The organism is Nocardia violaceofusca NBRC 14427 (genome assembly GCF_963869435.1).
Taxonomy (GTDB): Bacteria; Actinomycetota; Actinomycetes; order Mycobacteriales; family Mycobacteriaceae; genus Nocardia; species Nocardia aobensis.
Window position 1 is genome coordinate 145,607 of sequence record NZ_CAWMPM010000014.1, and the last position, 20,344, is coordinate 165,950.

A 20,344-nucleotide genomic window follows, 5' to 3' on the forward strand; every position below is an offset into this window, starting at 1 on the left:
GCTGGCCGCCGTCGCCGCGATCGCCCTGGCGATCGCCGCCAACGAGAGCGTGGGCAAACCGGTGATGTTTCTGCGCTGGTCGTATGTGCGGTTTCTGTTCGGCCTCCGGCATATGGGCGCCACCTGGCAGGTCGGTGACGGCCGCGAACAGGCGCTGGCCGACTATGTGTGCGCGCATGCGCGACGCAACGACATCGACGATGTGATCCGGGCGATCGACGAGTTCTGCTACACCAAGAGCTACCTGATCAATATCGGTGACGAGAAGGGCCGGATTCTCGACCGGGCCGTCGCCGCCGCGCAGCCGCGCCGCCTGCTCGAACTCGGAACCTATTGTGGATACAGCGCATTGCGCATGGCGCGGGTCATGCCGGCCGACGCCGTGCTGTACTCGATCGAGTTCAATGCCGCCAATGCCGCCGTGGCCCGGCGGATCTGGGATCACGCGGGCGTCGGTGACCGCATCGTCGTCATCGTCGGCACATTGGGCGACGACGGAAAGACGCTCCGCACGCTGAGCGGAAACCACGAATTCCGTCCCGGCGCACTGGATTTCGTCTTCCTCGACCACGAGAAGGATGAATATCTTCCCGATCTCCACCGGATCCTGGACCTGGCGTGGCTGCGCGCCGGCGCGGTCGTCGTGGCGGACAACGTGAAATATCCGGGTGCCCCGGAGTATCGAACGTTCATGCGTCGCCACGAGGGCACCCGGTGGACGACCCGCGAGCATCGGACGCACGCCGAATACCAGAAGGTTCTCAAGGACCTCGTACTCGAATCGACCTATCTCGGCTGAGCGGATCGAGCCCACTCGGTCGACCCGCGAGTGCCCGTGCCGCGATTGTGATGTCGCCGAACATGTTAATCATCGGTAATGGCGGGTAGTCGCAGATATGGTGCAACGTTGCGCCCCGACCTGATGCTGTCTATACGCCGAAGGACGAGATTCGCATGAGCACTCCTGATACGTCCACCCTGCTGGCCCAGCTGCGAGCACTGCTGACGTTGACCAATACCGAGATACAAGTGGCCGAGACCCGGATCGCGCAGGCGCGGACCGAGGCTGTCCGCAAGGAGCTGTCGGAGAACGCCGACAAGGGCCGCGCCCGCGCCGAGGCCATCGAGGCCGCCATCCGCGATCTGGGCAGTGTGCCCGAGGTGGTCGGCCCGTTCCTCGGCCGTGCGGTCGCCGCGATCAAGGCGATGGCCGAACAGGCCCAGCCGTTCGACGAGGCCCTGCTCGGCGATCTGGCGCTCGAGCACCAGCTGCTCGACCGCTCCCGCTACATCAAGGCCCTCGCGACCGCCGCGGGGCAGCGGGAGATCGTGACGTTGGCCGACCGCTTGATCACCGCGCATTCGGCCACGGTGGAATGGCTGACCACCGTCCTGGCCGAGGACGCCCTCGGCGGGCCGGCCGCGTTGCGCCGCACCGTGCTGCAGGCGGCGACCGGCACCGCGGTGAAGCTGTTCAACCTGCCCGTCACCTGGTCGGCTCGCGGCCTGGACCGCGCGCTGGACACCGTCCGCACCACCCCGCCCGCGCTCGGTGAGCTGCTCGCCCGAGGCGCGCACGCGGGTGATGTGGCGGTCAAGACTCTGTCGGCCTCCCGGGACGCCGCACTCGAGACCGCCGAACAGGTCACGCGTCACGAAGGCGCCGGCGCGGCCGCCGACGCCCTGCATTCGATCCGTGCGACCACCGGTGTCCTCGAACCCGGCGAGTTGCCGGTCGGCGACTACGACGAGCTGAACGTGTCCCAGGCCGTCGCCGCGGTGAAGGACCTCACCGAGCCGGCCGACATCCGCGCGATCGTCGCCTACGAGGAAGCCCACAAGAAGCGCCACGGCGTCGTGTCGGCCGCCCAGACCCGGCTCGCCGCGATCGCCCAGGAAGTGGCCGGCCTCAGCTGACCGGTGATTATTCGACCGGCCGGTCCCCATCCGGGGGCCGGCCGGTTGTCGTCTGGATCAGCCTGGCGATCTCGACAGCCTGATGGCGGCGATGCCTTCGTTCTCGCCTCCAAAGAGGCGATCCGCCAGCCCCCGAGGGCAGCTTCGCACTTCTCGCCAGAGCAGGCTTGCCATATACCCCCTAGGGGTATATGTTCTTCGATGTCGGACGAGAACAAGATCGGAAAGGCCGGAGCGATGACCGCGCACACTGACATCAATCACCATGGGGCACAAGGCAATCACGGAACCCATGACCCGCACGCGCATCACGGCGGACACCAGGGCCACGGTGGACACGAGGGGCACAGCGCGCACGAAAACCATGACGCGCACGAAGGCCATGGCGGGCACGCCGCGCACGGTGGCGGACTGCCGGGCGGGCTCCAGATCACCCAGGACGGGTACACCTTGGCGCTCGCCGAGCCGATCCTCACACCGGGCGAGGTCGATTTCCGGTTCCGGATCCTGGGTCCGGACGGCGCACCGGTCACCGAGTACACCGCGATCCATGATCGGCAGCTGCACCTCATCGTGGTGCAGCGGGAACTGACCGGGTTCTGGCACGTGCATCCGGAACTCACCGCCGACGGCATCTGGACGGTGCGGCTGAACCTGCCGGAAGCGGGCGCGTATCGCGTGTTCACCGACATCGCCCCGCGGGCCCTCGGCAAGACCATCACCCTCGGCGCGGACCTGGCCGTCACCGGCACGTACGCGCCGCGGCCGACACCCGCGGCCGCCCGGATCGCCGACATCGACGGGTACGAGGTGACCCTCGACGGCGATCTGGTGCCCGGCGACGGCCGCCTGCTCACCCTGACCGTGCGCAAGCACGGCGAGCCGGTCACCGACCTACAGCCGTACCTGGCGGCCTACGGACATCTGGTGATCCTGCGGGCGGGCGACCTGGCCTACGTGCATGTCCACCCCAACGGCGAACCCGGTGACGGCGTCACCGCCCCGGGTCCGGACGTCACCTTCCACACCGCCGTCCCCGGCCCCGGAACCTACCGGTTGTTCCTGGATTTCAAGCACGGCGACGTCGTCCGCACCGCCGCGTTCACCCTGCCGACGACACGGTGAGTGCTCTCGCAGGTATCGCGGTGTTATTTCGGGTCCGCGCGGCGGGCGGTTCGGTTTCGCGACTCGGCCGAGGCGTCCGGCGCGGCGGAGAAGGTCGGTCGCAGGTCCCCTCGCGCCACGACGTCGGACGGGCTGTCGGTGACCGCGTCTCGGTGACTGAAGAGTTGGGGTCCCAAGGGTTGTTTCTCGCTCACAGGCAGTGTCTTTCGATAGATGGATGGATGCGGCCGGCCACTGTCGACTCGCGGCCGGTCGCGCCGTTGCGCCACCGGCGAAGGGCGGCGGCCCGCCCGGTGCGGCCGGGCAATCGGGCCAGGAGTTCGTCTACCGTCGATTCGTCGTTCGCACGACACGCGAGAGCCATGACAGCGCAGGCGCGATGGGTATCGGTGCGCGGCGGGATGATCAGCAGTACTCGACGCCGGTCGCGCGCCCCGAGCACCTCGACGGTGTGGGCGGCGCCGTGCCGGGTCCCGTCGAGACGCACCCCTTCGCAGCCTGCGACCGGGTTCCATTCGGCGGTGTTGTACACGACCCGGTGGATCGTGCCGAGCGTGGGCGATACGGCCGCGAGCAGGCCGGGAAGTTCGGTGGCGAGATCCGGGCTACGGGGCCACCAGGCGCCGTCGACATATCCGGTTTTCGTCTCGTAATCCTTGAACTGCACACGTGCGCCGGGCTCGACGACGGGCCGCGCGGGGCCGTGCACAAGGTGGTTCGGTCGGTTCATGCCGACGCTCCTGACTCGGCCGAAGATCGGCCGTGTAATGACAATGTCCGGGACCTGCGGAAACAGGTGCCGGGGCCGACATCGACGGTGGACGACACGTTCAGATCAGTGTCTGCTTCGACTGCGATACGTTCGTATCGACATGATCGAAAACACCGGCGACACAGCCTGTGCAGCTCGCGAAATTCGTCGCAGCGCACTCGTATCCGGTTGCCTGCGCGGCGTTCGAGGGACCGTTTCCCGAAACGAAAGAACGTCTGTTTACGCTGCCATTCCGATGGCAGCCGTATGCCAGTGGGACCGGATATCTATGTCGACTCTACGCGACCGGGCCATCCCTGTCCACGTGGCCTCGCGCGGCTGGGAGAAAGCCGCAGAAAAAAGCACGAAACCCGCGCCGCAGGCGCGGGTTTCGCTGATTTGTCAGCTCCTAGATGGCGCGGACGTTCTGAGCTTGGGGACCCTTTTGGCCCTGGCCTACCTCGAACTCGACGCGCTGCCCCTCATCGAGGGTCTTGAAGCCGGAACCGGAAATTTCGGAATAGTGGACGAAAACGTCAGGACCGCCCTCATCCTGGGCGATGAATCCGAAGCCCTTTTCGCCGTTGAACCACTTCACACTGCCTTGCGACATTCTTTTGATTTACTTCCTGTTGCGAGCCGGGCGATCACTGCAACAACCCGTGCTCACCATCCAGTCTGGCACACCGTCGCGTTTCGGCACGAACTGCCGGCCGGAACGCCACTTTTTCCCGGTGAACGCCGCGAGGTCGGCGTCCTCGTCGTTCGCATCGCCGTGGGTGAAGGCGGCGATCGCGAAGCCCGGGCCGAAGGACGCCGAGGCGACGTAGGAGCCGTCGTCCGACCACCCCCATTTGGTGCCGACGGTTGCCGGGACGTGCGCGGTCCCCCAGTTCTGCGCGGTACCGTCGGCGGCGATCGGGCTCGCGGTGGCCATCCACCACAGCAGCAGCGAGCCGGGATCGGTGCGCTGCTCGGCGACGAGGAATTCGGCGACGTCCCGGGCGCTGGTGTAGGAGTCGCCCCAGAACGAACCGCGACGGGTGTCGGCCGAATCGAATTCCGCGGCGGCGGCATCGATGGCGTGCGGATACTTGGTATCCAGCTCAGTCGCGGCATCACTGTCGGAGAGCTGGATCGCGCGCTGAGCCGCCTGCCGATCCGAGCGGGATCCGTCGCCGTGGCGCAGTACGTAGTCGACCAGATACAGCTTGATGATCGACAGGGCGGGCCGCCTTTCGCCCGAATTCCCTGTGCCGGTATCGGTTCCGGGAATCAGCGAGACCATTGCGAACGATGTGCGCGGGTCCATCGGAATCGGCTCGGACTCCCCGCGGGCCGGACTTGCGGTCGCGGCACCGCCCGCTATCAGTAGCGCGAGCACGGGCGCCACGAGAGTTGTTCGCACGAGTGAGTCCTCCCTCTTCGGTCCGAGCCACAGTGCTGCGCATCGATTCCACTACAGCCGGCGGTGCGCGGGCGCCACGCCACGCCGGAGGCGAATCGCTCCGGCGCGCCTCCGGTGAATCATCGCGCGCGAACCGCACAATCGCTGGTCATGGCGATGGGACGCAGATCCGCACTCGCACTGCTGGCCGGTCTGCCCCTGCTGGTCCCGGGAACGGCACGCGCGCAGTCGGCGCTACCGGGAATCGGCGCCGATCCCCAGCGCGCGCCCACCCGCTACACGATGGCGGCCTTTCGTGCCGACAGCGAATCCACCGTGGCCGTGTACGAATCGGTGGACGGGACGCGGTTCACGCCGGTCGCCGAACACGCCTTCACGCCGCGGACCGGGCTGGCTCGCGATCCCAGCGTGATGCTGCACACCGACGGCTGGTATTACCTCACCTACACCAGAGCCCCCGACGCGACCTCGATCGGCCTGGCGCGTAGCCGGGACCGGATCGCCTGGACGGAGATGGCCCCGGCGCCGATGCTCGTACCGGGCCGCCTGGAAGGGACATGGGCCCCGGAGTGGTACGTCGATGCGGCGGGCCGAGTCGGGATCATCGTGTCGCTGACCTGGGGGCACGGTTTCACCCCGCATCTGCTGCTACCGGTCGGCGCGGGACTGTCCACCTGGGCGCCGCCGATTCCGCTGTTCGGTGTGGGCCCGAGCGGTCCGGGTTCGCTGGGATTCATCGACACACAGCTGGTGCGGTGGAACGGGCGGTTGTACGCCTTCGTGAAGAACGAGGACACCAAACTGGTCGAGCTGGCGGTCGCGGACAACCCCTTGGGCCCGTATACCTTTGTCGCCACAGGTGATTGGGCCGGATGGGGCGGTCCGCGGGAGGGCCCGTCGGTGGTGCCGCTCCCCGACGGCGGACATCGCATCTATCTCGACGCCTACACCGAGGGCCGCTATCTCTACAGCGACAGCTATGACGGCTTCCGCACGTGGTCGGCGCCCACCGAGCTGCCCGGACTCTCCGGAGTCGTCCGGCACGGCACGGTGCTGGCCGAATTCGGTTCGGCCGCATAGGTTTCGGAGGCCGGACCGATCACTCGCCGCCGGGCGCCCAGTTGTCGGCGGTTTCACCGGTGGTGAGGAAGATGGTGCGACGGCCCACTTCCACCGCATTGTCGGCGAAGCGCTCGTAATACCGTCCCAGCAGCGTGAGGTCGACCGCGGCCGTGATGCCGTGCGCCCATTCGTGGTCCAGCACCGCGGCCAGCAACTGCTCGTGCAGATTGTCCAGTGCGTCGTCCTGGGCGTCGAGACCGGCCGCGTCGTACGGATCGCCGGTCTCGAGCACCGCCGCGGCGCTGGTGGCGATCGCACAGGCGGTGGAGCCGAGACGTTCGACCACCGGTCGCACCGGTTCGGGAACGACGTGTTCGGGATGGCGCCGGCGTGCGCTGGTGGCGATATGCCCGGCGAGGGCGCCCATGCGCTGCAGATGACCGGTGAGCTGGATGGCGGTCACCACGCGCCGCAACTCGCTGGCGACCGGAGCTTGCAGTGCCAGCAGGCGCAGCGCTTCCTGTTCGGCCTGCTGCGCCATCTCCTCGACCTGGCCGACGATGTCCAGTGCGGCCTCGGCCTGTTCGATATCGGCGTTCACCACCGCGTAGGTGGCCGCCGAGATGGCGGTCCGGTCCTGTTCACACATGGCATGCAGCAACTCGGCGAGCTGCCGCAGATTCGCGTGATAGTCCGACCGCATATCCCGATTCAACCCCAGCGGGACCCACATTGCGAATCCCGCCCCGACCGCATAGATCGCCGCGAAATAGCCGGTAGCCGCCTCCGAACGTTCGATCGGGGCGATCCGTCGCTCACCCGAGCCGATAGTTGTAACTCGCGTATCGGTGCGAATCGGCCCCCGCTTCCTCCCAGCTGTAGCTGTAGGTGCCCACATGCCCCAGCCGGAACGAGCTGTCGGCCATGATTCGGTAGCCGCTGCGCCGCGCTCGCTCACAGAATGCGTAGTCCTCGCCCAGGTACCAGGTGTGTTCACCGTCGGGCACCAGCATGGGCAGGAAGTACGGGACGGTCGGGCGGTCGAACCGCAGGTTGCACACCGGAAGTTGTTCGTGTCCGGCGACGGTCTCGTAGACGTCGCGGTGGGTGAAGAGGAATCCGGTAGCGGCGTACTTGATCTCCAGCAGTCCCCCGCCCTCGCCGAAGAGGATGTTCCCGGTGCCGGGCAGCACGTGGCAGGCCAGGCCACGCACCCCCTTCTTCGCATAGATCCCGCAGACGACCGGCAGATCGTGTTCGCGTAACCGATCCACCGAATCCACGTCGAACGCGATATCGGAATCGATCCACATCAGCCCCTCGAACCCGTCGCGCAACGCGTCGGTGGCCATCTGACTGCGTCCTTGATCGATCGCGGCGAACCCCGTGACGGTCCGGACCTCGTAACCCCGATGCTCCAGCCGGGCCAGATTGCGGGCGAAATCCGGTGCGATCGATCCGTGGGTCGGGACCAGCACAACACAGCGCGAGGGCTCCATGACCGCAGCCTGCCATGCCCGCGAAGGGGCCGCGCGGCGTGGGACGGACCTGATCGCCGGGCCCACGCCGCCGGTATCCCTACGCGGGCAGCGGGTTCTGTCCCAGGAAGCGGTGGCCGTTCGCGGCCCCGGTGCGGACGGCGGTGAATCCGTACTCGATCAGGCGTTGTTCGTAGTCGCGCAGCGCGCTGCGCAGATCACGGCCTGCCACAACGGAATCGATGGTTTCGGACAGGTCGGCCGCGTCCCGTAACGCGGTGCAGGCCCCGGATCCGGCCGCGGGACTCATGGCGTGCACGGCATCACCCAACAGGGTCGTCGGTGTGGTCGGCCATGCCGGGATCGGCACACTCGTGCGCAGTGGGAGTGCGAACATGGTGTCGGGATCGCAGGCGGCGACGATTTCGCGAATCCGTGGATGCCAGGTCCGGACCGCCGCGGCGACGATGTCTTTCAGTCGGCCGCCGTCCAGGTCGCGCAATTCCCGTTCCGTGGTGCCGAACCACTCGGCGCGAGCACCGAACGAGCAGGTCATGTAGTCCGGGACGGACGGCAGTTCCGCAGCCGGAACGAGCTGGGCCGCCGCAATCGCCGGGTCCTGGCGGAATTCGACCGGCGCGACCCCGACGAAACTCCCGTCGGGGCCGGCGATCATGGTGAAGATGCCGAACATGCTGTCGTCGAACAAGTCCCGAGTCCGCGCGTTCAGCGGTATCGCGCCGTAGAGCTGGCGCACCCCGGTGTCGACGATGCGCGCATGCGGCAGATATCGCTGACGCACAGCGGAATTGATCCCGTCGGCGCCGATCAGAACGTCGGCGCCGGCACTGTCACCGTCGGCGAAATGAACGGCGATGCGATCGCCGTCGGTGTCGAAACCGCTGACCGCCCTGCCGAATACGACACGGTCGTCGAGGCCGGTGAGCAGGATGCGGCGCAGCGTCAGGCGGTCGACCGCGAAAGCCGGTTCCGCCGAATCCTGGGTGAACCGTTCGTTCAGTGCACTGTCCAGCACGGTGAATCGGGGTTTCGGGGTGCCCGTCGTGGCGTCGAACAGTGTGCGCAGCGGCGCGGGCAGCACCCGATGAAGCGCGCGCCGCGCCGCGGCGTCCAGATGCAGCCGGTAGCCCTGGCGACGGGTATCCACCGCGCAATCGCGTTCGTACACAACGACATCGATGCCTCGGCGGCACAAACCCTGCGCCAACGCCAGCCCGCCCAGCCCGGCGCCGGCAATGATGACCTTGAATCTCGACATGACCAAGTCCCTTCGCATGCAACATCATCGGAAGGGACGTACAGGTCACACCTGCGGAAGGTGCGGTGTTCAACGGTTCGCGTCACCGGGACTAACCCATACCCGGCCGGGTCTTCGCACGTCCGGAAGTGAGTTTACGCGGGTTCGGCCGGGCGCAGTCCGGCATCCGCCGCGGCGGCGGTGAGCGAGTCCAGGCCGAAGGCTTCGACCGGGCCGAGGGCTCCGGTGCCGAGGAGCCCGCCGGCGAGCGCGGTCTGCGCACCCCAGGCGAGGATCTCGGCGGTGAAGTCGTAGGGGTCGACGCCCGTCAGCGTGGCCGAGGACAGGATGCGGCCGGTGGCGTCGCGGGTTTCGGCGACCGCCCAGGTGCGGGTTCGGGCCCGGGTTGCCGCATCGGGTCCCCCGGTCGAGCCCTTGACCAGGACGCTCAACGCGTTCTCGGCCAGCCGCTTCACGGGCGCCACCCGGGCGACGGTGTCCGCGACGAGCGAGGTCGCCTGCAGCGCGCGAGCGGCATTGCCGGGCATACCGAGATAGACGTCGACCTCGCGCAGGTTCGGGTGGGCGCGGTGCAGGACGAGATGTTCCGACCCCGGAATCGAGGCGCCGGTGAGCGCGCGGCCCGCCACATCGAAGGTGTGGGTGCGCGCACCGGTCCGCTCCGGCACGATATCGCCGTCGCGGAGGGCGAAGCCCCGTTCGAACAACATGCCGACCATGGACGCGCGGGTGCCGCCGCTCGTGCCGGGGGAGGCGATGAAGTAGCCGATGTCGAGGCGGGCGGCGTCGGGCGCGTCGCGCAACGCGAGAGCCGCGGCCACATTGCCTGGGACGTAATCGAATCCGAAGGCCGTCAGCAGACCGGCACCCGCCCGGCGCGCCTCGGCGTCGCGATCGAACACCTCGCGGATGAACGGGCCCTCGCCGGTCGAGTCGAAGTAGTGCGCGCCCGCCTCGAGTGCCGCGCCCAGCGCCGGGCCGCCGTACCGCAGGAAGGGGCCCACCGTCGTCACCAGCACGTCGCCGCGGCCCAGCAGGGCGCGCACCGATGCGGGGTCGGCCACGTCGGCCACGGCGGTCTCGGCACCGCCGAGGTCGGCCGCGAGCTGCCGCAGCGCGGTGGCGTTACGGGCGGCCAGTACCGGCTCGGCACCGCGAGCCAGCAGGGCCCGAGCCGTCAGGCGGCCCGTGTAGCCGGTCGCTCCGAACAGCACGATTTTTGCCATTGCCATCACCTGTGTTTCGTTGGTCGCCGGCGGTGCGCGCCGGTTCGTGTCGACGTCGGCACCGTATCCGACGATAGGGCCGTCGAGCCGCACCTCGCCACGATGCGCGTACCTAGCCGGCCGCGGGGCCCTGGTCCTGGAACTGTGCCAGCGACTCCCACGACCAGGTGAGCGTGCCGTCGGCGAGGTCGGCGACAACGCCTTCCAGCCACCGAATTTCGGCCTCGGTGACGGCACGCTGGTATTCGTCTTCGAGCATGGTGACCCGCGGCAGGCCGAATCGCACGGCCTGGGCGATGCCGGTCTCCAGCTCGGAATGCCCGGCGCGCAACGCTTTCAGCCGGCGTTCCAGTTCCACCCGGGCGCCATCCGGACCGAGCAGCATCAGAAACGACAGGGCCGCAGGAAATTCGGGAAATTCGTTGCGGGGCACGGCGAGCATGTCGGTGAGCCATGCCGTGCAGGCATCGCGGCCGGAGTCGGTGATCTCGTAGACCGTACGTTCCGGATACTGCTGGTCGCGACCCGTCGCGCGGACCGTCACCAAACCGGCGTCCTGCAGTCGCGCGATCGTCTTGTACAGCTGGGCGCGCTGCCCCACGTTGACGACCTTGTCCTTCCCCCACTCCTTGATGCGGCGCTGAATGGCGTACGGGTGCATCGGCTCCAGGTGCAGGATGCCGAGCACCGCCATGGCGAGCGGGGATCGCTTGAACCGGTCGGGGGTGGGCATGCGACTCATCCTACTAGGTGCCGCACAACTAGTCTTCAAATAACTAGTTGCTTCGATACTAGTTTGTGTGCCACTATCGAAGAGCAGGCGAACCCGTCCACTGCGATCCGGAAGGACCAGAACAATGACCGTCACCACCGATACCGTCCGCATTCACGCCGACCACGAGACCACCAAGCGCCTCGGCGATTGGACCCGCGCCACCGACTTCGCGGTGCAGGCCCGCTATGCGAGCGTCGTCATCGACCTGCGCTCGCCGTGGATCGAGGGCGACGACCCGATCGTGGTCCACGCCGACCTCGACCACGCCATGGTGAAACTCCTCGTTCCCGACGACGCGATCGTCGAGCACAGCGACCTGGAGTGGACCGGGCGTGGCCGGGTGAAGGATTTCGCGCGGCCGCAGGACGCCGCCGGCCGGATCGTCCGGCTGACCGGGACCAGCACCAAGAGCGAGTTCCGCGTTCACCGCGGCGGCATCGCGATCCTCTCGGCATTGTGCAGCCGTGAGTTCTTCGACGACGCCAGGCAGGCCCACCGGCAGGGCCGCACCCCGACCCTCGCCGATCCGGCCAACGCGCCGCGCTGATCACGGGTCGCGCCGGGCGGCGGCAAACGCCCGGCGCGGCCTCTCAGCGAGCAGGCAGCGGTTCGATCCGCGCCAATGTACGGGCGCTACCGTCGACTTCGAGCTGCACATGCAGCCCGTCCTCGTCCCGCCGGGCGCGGATCAGCACCTCGTCGGCGCCCAGCACCGGCCCGGCGTGTTCGAGAATCACCCGATAGGGCGGCGCCGATGCGTCGGGGAACCGCGCGAGCGCCTCCTCCACGGCTCCCCAGTGCACCGCGTTGTTCACATGCCCGTAGCGGTCGACATCGGTGACCCGCAGCGGGAACGGCCGCACTTCGCCGCCGTCTCCGGACTGTTCGCGCAGGGCGGCGCGCCACCGCAAGCGATGCTCGTCGGTGGCCGCGCGCATCGGCGCCATGAACCGTTCGGTCATCCGCGCCGGCCGCCCGGCTTCGATATCGACGTGGATGAGGAACATCTCGGTCTCGATCAGTCCGCCGTTCTCACTGCGCACCTGAATGCGCATGTTGCACCACCGATTCGACAGGGCCGACGGCCAGCGCCGCAGATGGACCTGATCCCCGAACTCGATGGGCCGCAGCACGTCGATCACGGTCCGGCGCACGATCCACCCCGGATGCAGATCCCCGTCCTCGACCACCTTCAGATGGTCGTAACCGATGTCCTGCAGATACCGCGCCACCGCATCGAGCCGCAGCCGCTCGTCCCCATCGGTGTCCCCGAGCCGCACCGGCCACTGCTCGTGAAACGCCCGGCTCTCGTCCGGGCACGCCGGCAACGGAAACGCGATCTCGGCCGGCCGATCGACAGCGGCACTCATGAACGCTCCTTCTCCCGGGGTCCGCGCCAGCGTAGCGACCCCGCACCGGACCACCGGCGGCAACACGGCGAGCGGGACGGACGCGGCAGAGGAGGCCGCACTTTCCGCTCATGGAGTTGATCGTCAGACCGCTCGGATATCGGGATTCCGCTCGCGTCAACGACCCCCGCGACAAGAAGCAGATCCAGGTCGATGTCGCGGTGCCGGCCCCGAGGAGACAGGGCGACCACGCCGAATCCTCTCGCTGGGCGAGGTGAAGTGGGACCGGACCATGACCCTGGACCATGTGGACCGACTGCGCCGTGCGCGAGAACTTATGTCGGCCAAAGGATATGACACGAGTCGGACAGTTCTGGCCTGCTACAGCGGCGCGGGATTCGACGAGAACCTCCAGGCAGCCGGGAGTGGTCCGGGGGAAACCGTCGCTGGGCAGGGCACTCCCCTGCTCGTGGATGTGAACACCATCTATACGACCACCTGAGACGATCTGCCCGAACCCACCGATGGGTTCAGGCCGGGGCCGTGCACGAGGCCGGGTGGGGCCGCCTGCACGGCGGCCCCAACCGGTTGATCGACATTACCGATCGGCTTGCCGTGGCGTCGGCGTGAGCGGAGTGCCGAGTTCCTCGGCGAGGATGGGTATGCCGAGGTTGCAGGCGTGGATGCCGAGGACGCTGACCATCTGGAGGACGGTCACGATCTGTTCGGGTGGGATACCCAGATCCAGTGCGGCGCGGATGTGGCGGCGTACACCGGGGGCGTACATGTGGGTGCAGGCCGCGTCGATGGCGATGCTCAGCAATTCGACGAATTCCGGCGGGAAGATGTGGCGCGCGATCGGTGTGGCGTTCATGGCCATGAACCGTTCGGTCCACTCGGGGTCCCACTCGTAGAGCTGATCCCAGAGCGGATTCCAGCTCCCGCCGGCCCGCATGGCGTCGACGACCGGCGTGGAAATCGGTGTGGGCGAATCGAACACGATGTCTCCTCAGAGGTGGTCGAAGACCTGGCGGACGACTACTTGGCGGGTGCGGGCTGTGCGGGGTCCTTGCAGTAGGGCAGCTCGGGCGGGCACGGTGCCAGCACGGTCGAGAAGTACTGGATGGCGGAGAAGAGAGTGATCGGGCCACCGGCCAGAATGAGGCCGGCCATCGATCCCACGGCGCCGAGCGTCGCGGCGCCCAGGACACAGCCGGCGACGGTCGCTCCGACGAACGGCGCCAAAAGCATGATCACCGGGCTGGAGATCGCCGCGCCGACGGCGCCGCCGACCAGGCAGCCGATTCCGCCGCCGATCACCGCGCCGAGGACCGCGCTGACTCCGGCCGCGATGGCGATGCGCTGACCGAATGCGCCCAGCGCTTGCGAATCGCGGGGCGTGAACGATTCCGCGGCCTGCCGGACGGAGACGACATCGCGTCGTGCCTGGGTGGGCCGCCCGTTACCGCGGTCCGGGGTCAGTGTCGCGGTATCGCCGTCGACGTGAGCGGTGATCGGATACGCGGTGTCGTCGACGGCGAAGGTCAGCGGTACGGCGGCGACCGGTCGATCGTCACGGGTGGTGAGAATCAGTTGATCCGCAACCACTTTCAGTTTGCCGTCGGGTGTCGTCACCAGGGCCGAATCCCCCCGGCGCCCGATCTCGTAGTGCACCGCGGTGCGATCGGGCTCCGCGTGCGCGGTACCGGTGGTGACGGCGGCGGCCGTGACCCCGAGAACCGTGATCAATGCGGGTGTCATGAATTTCATCGGATTCCTCATCATCGGTTGTGAACAGCGGCGAGTGTGCGCAGCCCGGCCGGGTACAGGCAGCGACCGGCCACCAGGGCGGCGATCGCCACCAGATAGGCGAGCGGGGCCAGTCGTAGTGCGGCGGTCAGGCCGTAGCGGTCGGCGAGCACGCCGACGACGAAGGGGCCCAGCGCCATTCCGAGCAGACTGTTGGACAGCGTCAGGGTCCCCATCGCGGAGGCCCGGACCGACGAATGGGTGAGGTTGGCCACCATGGCGGCGGTGGGGCCCGAGGAACCACCCGAGAACCAGGCGCCGATGCCGATCAGAATCAGTTGCGCCGCACCGTGTTCGACGCTGAATCCGAGCGTCAGGCAGATCAGCGAGATCGAGCAGAACGCGATGGCGGCGAGCCATTTGCGTGACAGGTCGCGGCGGCCGATCCGGTCGGTGACGATGCCGCAGCACACCATTCCGGCGCCGACCAGCAGCACGACACCGGCGGCGGCGACGGCCGCGGTATCGGCCGCCAGACCGTAGACCCGATTGAAGAAGCTCGGCGTCCACGCCAGCAGCACCGCGGCGGCGAACAGCTGTACGCCACCACCGACATAGGCACACAGCACCGCCGGATTGGTGAACAGCGACGACACCGGTGCGCGAAACCCGTTGCGCGTCACGGGTTCGGCCGATTCCGGGTCGGCGTGCCGGGCCAGTTTCCGCTCGTCGACCAGCGCCGCGAAGAGCGCGGCGAGCAGCAGGCCCACCACCGCCATGGTGACGAACGACCACCGCCACCCGAGGTGTACCGCGATCGCACCGCCGGCCGCGACGCCGAGAACCGAACCGAACGACCCGCCGGCCATGAACGCACCGCTCAGCGCGGCATGGACTCGCGGCGCGAAGACACCGAGGACCACCGCGATCCCGACGCTGCCGTAGGCCGCCTCACCGACCCCCACCAGGAACCGCGCGCCGAGCATCTGGTGATAGTTCGACGCGAGCGCGCACAGCAGCGTGGCGATACTCCACAGCGTCGCCATCAGCACCAGGCTCTTCACCCGCCCCCACCGATCGGCCAGCAGCGAGAGCGGGAACGTCAACAGCCCCACCATCAGCGCCACCACGCTGTTCAGCGATCCGAGTTGCGAATCGGTCAGACCCCATTCGGTTTTCAGCAGGGGAAAGACCGCGCTGAGGACCTGCCGGGACATGTAGTCGGCGAGCAACAGTCCGAAGGCGAGGGCGAAGACCAGCCAGGGGTATCGCCGCGCCCGGCCGGGCAGTCCGGTCGATGCGACCGAATCCCGCGCCGCTGGACGCTCGGGGGTGGTGTTCAACTGCATGGGTGCTCCTACGAACGCGGCGGGCGATGGACCACCCGCCGGAGCTGGGAAGGTAGGGCGCGGACCGCTCGGTTCCGGTGGCCGCTCGGCGAAATCGGGGCGCCCGCCTCGATGTGATGGAGACAACAGTAGGGTCGCCGACCCTATCGTGCTTTACTCTGGGGGACACGGATGCGAACAATCTGGGACAGCGAGGCGCTGATGAAACCCTTGGCGCGGTACGCGGCACTGAACGATTACGTGGATCTGGGCCAATCTCTCGGGCTCGATCCGGCCCGTCTCGTTCGCGAGGCCGGGCTCGATCCCGCGGGCCTGAGCCTGCAGGACCGCTGGGTGCCCGCCGCGGCCGTCACCGAACTTCTCGAGCGCTCGGCCGCCGAATCCGGCCGGCAGGATTTCGGCCTGCTGCTCGCGGAGCGGCGGCGATTGTCCAATCTGGGGCCGCTGAGTCTGGTGATCCGCGAGGAACCCGATGTGCGCAGCGCCCTCGAACTGATGGTGCGCCATCAGCACACCTACAACGAATCCCTGCATATCCGGCTCACCGAACGCAACGGCATCGCCCACGTCCGTCTGAGTCTGGACATCGGCGAGCACCGCAGTACCCGGCAGGCCACCGAGCTGGCCATGGGCGCGATGCAGGGAATTCTGCGTGCGTTCCTCGGCGCGGCATGGCAACCGGCGGAAACCACCTTCACCCATTCCGCGCCGCGGGATCGCAGCACGCATCTGCGATTGTTCGGGTCCCAGTTGAGATTCGAGCACGAATTCAGCGGAATAACGCTCTACACAAGCGATCTCGATACCCCGAATCCGATGTCGGACCCGCTGTTGCGGCCGTACACGCAACAATTGCTCGGCGCCGTGGACACCGCCCACGAAACGGCCATGCGCGACCGGGTGCAGGAACTCGTCGAAATGCTGCTGCCCACCGGTCGCTGCTCCGCCGACCAGATCGCCCGCAGTCTCGGCGTGGACCGCCGCACCGTCCACCGTCGGCTGGCAGACGAGGGACACACCTACTCGGAGATCGTGAACACCACCCGGCTGGATCTGGCCCGCCGGGTGGTGGGAAATCAGGGGCGTTCACTCACCGAGATCGCGGATATGCTCGGTTTCTCCAGCCCCGCCAGTTTCACGCGCTGGTTCCGCAGCCATCACGGATGCAGCCCGAGCCAATGGCGTCGGGCCGCATCGAAAAACAGTGGCGAAAGCGGCGATACCGCTCAATGATCCGAATCCGCGGGCACGCCGGTTCGCTCCCGCCGGTCGCGCACGCGCAATTCGCGTTTGAGGATTTTGCCGCTCGCGGTCATGGGCAAGGTGTCGGTGAACTCGATCCGGCGCGGATATTTGTAGGCCGCCAGGCGTTCTCGGCACCAGGCGACAATCTCGTCGGGGTCCGGACGCGCATTGCGTTCGGGGACGACGAACGCCACGATCTCCTCCCCGTACCGGTCGTCGGGAATGCCGATCACCGCGGCGAGCGAGACACCCGGGTGGGTCAGCAGGACTTCTTCGATCTCACGGGGATAGACGTTGAAACCGCCGCGCACAATCATGTCCTTGGCCCGGTCGACGATGTAGTAGAAGCCGTCGCGGTCGCGCCGGGCGAGGTCCCCGGTACGCAACCAGCCGTCGCGCATCGTCTCCCGATTCGCGTCCGGCCGGTTGAGATAGCCTTTCATCACATTGTGGCCGCGAATCGCGATCTCACCGACGGCATCGTCGTCGGGCAGCGTATTCCACTCCGAGTCGATCAGCCGCGCTTCGATTCCCCAGACCGGTACACCGATGGAACCGGGCCGCGGCTCTCGCTCGGGATCCGCGAAGATCGCCAGCGGGGACGTTTCCGACATGCCGTATCCCTCCAGGATGCGGACACCGAAGCGCTGCGCGAAACGCGAGTGAATCTCGATCGGTAAGGCGGCGCCGCCCGATACCGCCCGTCGCAAGGTGGCGGCCAACCGCTCGGTGTCGATGTCGTCGTCGATCGCGTGCAGCAGGCTCCAATACATGGTCGGAACACCGGCGAAGAATGTGATGTGCTCGTCGGCCATCAGCCGGAGGGCGGCCGCGGCGTCGAACCGCGGCATCATCACCAGCGTCGCGCCGGTGGCCAGGCCCGCGTTCATATCGATGGTCTGTCCGAACGAATGGAACAGCGGCAACGTCACCAGATGGGTGTCGGGCCGGTCCGGTGCGGAGTCGAACAATCGAGTGGCAGTCAGCGCGTTCAGCACCATATTCGCGTGAGTGAGCTCCGCGCCCTTGGGTTTTCCGGTCGTACCGCTCGTGTAGAGGATGACCGCGGTGTCGTCCGGGCGGCGCACCGCCGTATCGAAGGTTGTGGGCTGCGACGCGAGCGCCCGTTCCAATGTTCCGATACCCGGATGCCGTGAGCCGGCCGCGGAATCGGCGGTGATGACGAACATTTCGCGGCAACCGGAAACTCGTGCGAAGGCATCCACACCGAATTCGCTGGTCGGCAGTCCCGCGGTTCCCTCGAAACAGATATAGACGGCGGCGCCGGAATCCTCCAGGTGATAGGCGATCTCGGCCGGCCTGAGCAGGATGTTGAGCGGCACGACCACCGCGCCCGCCTTCAGTATCCCGAAGTAGACCGCGGCGAAATCGGGGAGATTCGGGCAGGTGAGGGCGACCGCGTCACCCGGTCGCACACCCCATTCGACCAGCAGGTTGGCTACCTGCGCCGCGCGGGCGTTCAGCTCGGCGTAGGTCGTGCGCAGCGCACCGAGCCGCACCGCATCGGTATCCGGGCGGCGGCGCGCGGAATCCTCCAGCAGCATCGCGAGATTGAGCACGGTCAGTGTCCTCCGATGCCGATGCGGACGGGCGCGCCGGTCGCGGCGACGACGTCGTCCTCGGTCACGCCCGGTGCGCATTCGCGCAGCACCGGACCGGATGCGGTGATGTCGAGAACGGCCAGGTCGGTGATGACGCGATGGACCACACCCACACCGGTCAGCGGTAATGTGCAGCGGCTCACCAGTTTCGGAGCGCCGGATTTGTCGGTGTGCTCCATCAGCACGATCACGCGGCGGGCGCCGTGTACCAGGTCCATCGCTCCGCCCATACCCTTGACCAGATGGCCCGGCACCATCCAATTGGCGAGGTCACCGGTCGCCGACACCTGCATACCGCCGAGGATCGCGGTATCGATGTGGCCACCCCGGATCATCCCGAAACTGGCGGCGGAATCGAAGAAGGACGCACCGGGAAGCACCGTGACGGTCTCCTTGCCGGCATTGATCAGATTCGCGTCGACCTCGGACTCGGCCGGATAGGGCCCGGTACCGAGGATGCCGTTCTCCGAGTGCAGGGTGACCCGGATATCGGCGGGCAGGTGGTCGGGAATCAGCGTGGGCAGGCCGATGCCGAGATTGACGTATTCACCCGAGCGCAGTTCTCGCGCCGCCCGCGCCGCCATCGCGGAGCGATCCCATCCGGAACGGGCGATGACGCCGCTCATTTCTTCTCCTCGCCGCGCACCGTCCGCTTTTCGATGAGACCCCGCGCCGGGCCGGTCGCCACGATGCGGTCGACGAAGATTCCGGGCAGGTGGACGCGGTCCGGATCGAGATCGCCTGCGGGCACGAGTGTTTCGACCTCGGCGATGCAGATCCGGCCCGCCCCCGCGACCAGTGGATTGAAGTTGCGCGCCGATTTGTCGAAGACCAGATTGCCGGCGGTGTCACCGATGAGCGCGTGCACCAGGGCGAAGTCGGTGGTGATCGCCTCCTCCAGCACATAGCGTTTCGGCCCGGCGGGACCGGCGAAGGTGACCACCGGTTTCGGCGGCGACGCGACCGCCACGCTGCCGTTCGGCCCGAAGCGCCACGGCATTCCGCCGTCGGCGATCAGCGTGCCGACCCCGGCCGGTGTGTAGAAGGCGGCGATACCGGCTCCGCCGGCCCGCAGCCGTTCGGCGAGGGTGCCCTGCGGAGTGAGTTCGACTTCGAGTTCGCCCGACAGATACTGCCGGGCGAACTCCGCGTTCTCACCGACATAGGAGGCGGTGACGCGGCGTACCCGTTTGTCCGCCAGCAGAATTCCCGTGCCGTGCGTCGCCGTGCCGCAATTGTTGGAGACGAGGGCGAGTTCATCCGCTCCCGCGGCGGCGAGCGCCTCGATCAGCGTGTCCGGGATACCGCACACGCCGAATCCGCCCACCGCCACCGACGATCCGGACGCGATATCGGCGACCGCGGCGGCCGCCGACGTCATCACCTCGGTCATCACACCTCCTGCACGGCAGCGGACGGCCGGCCCAGATCGACGGTTTCCCGCAGCAGTTCCCGGGCGCGGCCCCAGTGGCCGAATCCCGAGGCCGGATTGAGATGCCCGACATCACCCAGGTCGACCAGCCGGCTGCCCCACGCCTCCGCCATACCGGCCACCCGCCGCAACGATGCCAGCGGATCGGTGGTGCTGGCGGCGACGATGCTCGGGAACGGGAGGCGTCGACGCGGAATCGGCTGCCAGCCGTGCCGATTCAGCTCTTCCGAGGTCGGATAGCCAGGGGGAAAGGGCTTTTCGACATCGGCGGGCGTCGCGAGCAGCGCACTGTGGATGTCGCGGCCGGCCCGTTGCGCCCAGTGCACGGTGATCATGACACCCGCGCTGTGCGCCACGAGGACGACCGGGCCGTCCACCTCCGTCAACACCCGGTCCAACGCCGCCACTCGGGCCGGCAGATCGAGTTTGTCGTGCTCGAGCGGCGGTACCGTGCACACCCGGTCCAGATCCTGGGCCAACCTGGTCTGCCAGTGATCGGGTACGTGATCGCGCAGGCCGGGCACGATCACCACGGTCGGTTCGATGGCGCATCGCACTGTGCGGCAATCCCTTCTGT

23 protein-coding genes are annotated in these 20,344 nt (G+C 67.7%); 7 read left to right on the forward strand and 16 right to left on the reverse strand.

Translation table 11 applies throughout. The annotated features are described in order from the left end of the window. The first annotated feature begins 64 nt into the window (after positions 1-64). The 3 genes from AC5592_RS14410 to AC5592_RS14420 all read left to right on the forward strand — a co-directional run bounded on the left by AC5592_RS14410 (position 65) and on the right by AC5592_RS14420 (position 3,042). A complete protein-coding gene (locus AC5592_RS14410; RefSeq protein ID WP_063064528.1) occupies positions 65-799 on the forward strand; it encodes an O-methyltransferase in 735 nt (244 codons plus the stop codon). A gap of 155 nt (positions 800-954) precedes the next feature. Then, positions 955-1,917 (forward strand): hypothetical protein, encoded by a 963-nt coding sequence (locus AC5592_RS14415; protein ID WP_063064473.1) that lies wholly within the window; start codon positions 955-957, stop codon positions 1,915-1,917. A gap of 237 nt (positions 1,918-2,154) precedes the next feature. Further along, positions 2,155-3,042, forward strand: a complete 888-nt coding sequence (locus tag AC5592_RS14420) for a DUF8832 domain-containing protein (protein WP_232329353.1) — start codon at positions 2,155-2,157, stop codon at positions 3,040-3,042. Positions 3,043-3,232: 190 nt separating this feature from the next. On the opposite strand, the gene AC5592_RS14425 is transcribed toward AC5592_RS14420, so the two are convergent. The 3 genes from AC5592_RS14425 to AC5592_RS14435 form a co-directional block, all read right to left on the reverse strand. Next, complete coding sequence (locus AC5592_RS14425) at positions 3,233-3,772, reverse strand: DUF5994 family protein (RefSeq protein ID WP_157121857.1); 540 nt, start codon at positions 3,770-3,772, stop codon at positions 3,233-3,235. 430 nt (positions 3,773-4,202) lie between these two features. After that, entirely contained in the window at positions 4,203-4,406 is a 204-nt protein-coding gene (locus tag AC5592_RS14430) for a cold-shock protein (RefSeq protein WP_036505313.1), read from the reverse strand. A 9-nt stretch (positions 4,407-4,415) separates the two neighbouring features. Then, the gene (locus AC5592_RS14435) at positions 4,416-5,201 is read right to left on the reverse strand and encodes a hypothetical protein (RefSeq protein WP_174372334.1); all 786 of its coding nucleotides are present in this window, start codon (positions 5,199-5,201) and stop codon (positions 4,416-4,418) included. Between the two features lie 150 nt (positions 5,202-5,351). Here AC5592_RS14435 and AC5592_RS14440 point away from each other — a divergent pair, with 150 nt between their 5' ends. Further along, entirely contained in the window at positions 5,352-6,281 is a 930-nt protein-coding gene (locus AC5592_RS14440) for a glycoside hydrolase family protein (RefSeq protein ID WP_198163834.1), read from the forward strand. Positions 6,282-6,300: 19 nt separating this feature from the next. Here the strand turns inward: AC5592_RS14440 and AC5592_RS14445 are convergent, their stop codons facing one another. The 5 genes from AC5592_RS14445 to AC5592_RS14465 all read right to left on the reverse strand — a co-directional run bounded on the left by AC5592_RS14445 (position 6,301) and on the right by AC5592_RS14465 (position 10,979). Further along, a complete protein-coding gene (locus AC5592_RS14445) occupies positions 6,301-6,966 on the reverse strand; it encodes a phosphate signaling complex PhoU family protein (RefSeq protein WP_036505370.1) in 666 nt (221 codons plus the stop codon). Positions 6,967-7,078: 112 nt separating this feature from the next. Beyond that, positions 7,079-7,762 carry a hypothetical protein gene (locus tag AC5592_RS14450; RefSeq protein WP_063064475.1) on the reverse strand — a complete coding sequence of 228 codons (684 nt, stop codon included), beginning with the start codon at positions 7,760-7,762 and terminating at the stop codon, positions 7,079-7,081. Between the two features lie 79 nt (positions 7,763-7,841). Then, positions 7,842-9,020: an FAD-dependent oxidoreductase gene (locus AC5592_RS14455; protein ID WP_063064476.1), complete on the reverse strand. Its 1,179-nt coding sequence runs from the start codon at positions 9,018-9,020 to the stop codon at positions 7,842-7,844. A 134-nt stretch (positions 9,021-9,154) separates the two neighbouring features. Then, positions 9,155-10,246 carry a saccharopine dehydrogenase family protein gene (locus AC5592_RS14460; protein WP_063064531.1) on the reverse strand — a complete coding sequence of 364 codons (1,092 nt, stop codon included), beginning with the start codon at positions 10,244-10,246 and terminating at the stop codon, positions 9,155-9,157. A 112-nt stretch (positions 10,247-10,358) separates the two neighbouring features. After that, a complete protein-coding gene (locus AC5592_RS14465) occupies positions 10,359-10,979 on the reverse strand; it encodes a PadR family transcriptional regulator (RefSeq protein ID WP_036505374.1) in 621 nt (206 codons plus the stop codon). A gap of 124 nt (positions 10,980-11,103) precedes the next feature. Between AC5592_RS14465 and AC5592_RS14470 the strand changes: the two genes are divergently transcribed. Further along, complete coding sequence (locus tag AC5592_RS14470; RefSeq protein ID WP_063064477.1) at positions 11,104-11,568, forward strand: hypothetical protein; 465 nt, start codon at positions 11,104-11,106, stop codon at positions 11,566-11,568. 43 nt (positions 11,569-11,611) lie between these two features. Here AC5592_RS14470 and AC5592_RS14475 read toward each other — a convergent pair whose 3' ends face one another. Continuing rightward, positions 11,612-12,391, reverse strand: a complete 780-nt coding sequence (locus AC5592_RS14475) for an acyl-[acyl-carrier-protein] thioesterase (RefSeq protein WP_063064478.1) — start codon at positions 12,389-12,391, stop codon at positions 11,612-11,614. A gap of 110 nt (positions 12,392-12,501) precedes the next feature. Between AC5592_RS14475 and AC5592_RS14480 the strand changes: the two genes are divergently transcribed. Next, a complete protein-coding gene (locus AC5592_RS14480) occupies positions 12,502-12,648 on the forward strand; it encodes a hypothetical protein (RefSeq protein WP_157121858.1) in 147 nt (48 codons plus the stop codon). A 320-nt stretch (positions 12,649-12,968) separates the two neighbouring features. Here the strand turns inward: AC5592_RS14480 and AC5592_RS14485 are convergent, their stop codons facing one another. The 3 genes from AC5592_RS14485 to AC5592_RS14495 form a co-directional block, all read right to left on the reverse strand. Then, complete coding sequence (locus tag AC5592_RS14485; RefSeq protein ID WP_063064532.1) at positions 12,969-13,325, reverse strand: carboxymuconolactone decarboxylase family protein; 357 nt, start codon at positions 13,323-13,325, stop codon at positions 12,969-12,971. A gap of 83 nt (positions 13,326-13,408) precedes the next feature. Next, the gene (locus AC5592_RS14490; RefSeq protein WP_157121862.1) at positions 13,409-14,140 is read right to left on the reverse strand and encodes a DUF8020 domain-containing protein; all 732 of its coding nucleotides are present in this window, start codon (positions 14,138-14,140) and stop codon (positions 13,409-13,411) included. A gap of 11 nt (positions 14,141-14,151) precedes the next feature. After that, on the reverse strand, positions 14,152-15,468 hold the full coding sequence (locus AC5592_RS14495) for an MFS transporter (RefSeq protein WP_036505320.1): 1,317 nt from the start codon (positions 15,466-15,468) through the stop codon (positions 14,152-14,154). Positions 15,469-15,669: 201 nt separating this feature from the next. On the opposite strand from AC5592_RS14495, the gene AC5592_RS14500 reads away from it, so the two are divergent. Further along, positions 15,670-16,701, forward strand: coding sequence for an AraC family transcriptional regulator (locus AC5592_RS14500; RefSeq protein ID WP_063064533.1), 1,032 nt, complete (start codon positions 15,670-15,672; stop codon positions 16,699-16,701). On the opposite strand, the gene AC5592_RS14505 is transcribed toward AC5592_RS14500, so the two are convergent. The 4 genes from AC5592_RS14505 to AC5592_RS14520 are packed head-to-tail and all read right to left on the reverse strand — an operon-like array spanning position 16,695 to position 20,324. Continuing rightward, positions 16,695-18,293, reverse strand: a complete 1,599-nt coding sequence (locus AC5592_RS14505) for a long-chain-fatty-acid--CoA ligase (RefSeq protein WP_063064481.1) — start codon at positions 18,291-18,293, stop codon at positions 16,695-16,697. The two genes, AC5592_RS14500 and AC5592_RS14505, sit on opposite strands and share 7 nt — an antisense overlap. 2 nt (positions 18,294-18,295) lie before the next feature. Next, positions 18,296-18,961: a 3-oxoacid CoA-transferase subunit B gene (locus tag AC5592_RS14510; RefSeq protein ID WP_063064482.1), complete on the reverse strand. Its 666-nt coding sequence runs from the start codon at positions 18,959-18,961 to the stop codon at positions 18,296-18,298. Further along, a complete protein-coding gene (locus AC5592_RS14515; RefSeq protein WP_063064534.1) occupies positions 18,958-19,728 on the reverse strand; it encodes a CoA transferase subunit A in 771 nt (256 codons plus the stop codon). Before AC5592_RS14515 ends, AC5592_RS14510 begins: the two co-directional genes overlap by 4 nt. Continuing rightward, complete coding sequence (locus tag AC5592_RS14520; protein ID WP_036505323.1) at positions 19,728-20,324, reverse strand: RBBP9/YdeN family alpha/beta hydrolase; 597 nt, start codon at positions 20,322-20,324, stop codon at positions 19,728-19,730. Before AC5592_RS14520 ends, AC5592_RS14515 begins: the two co-directional genes overlap by 1 nt. Between the last annotated feature and the right edge of the window lie 20 nt (positions 20,325-20,344).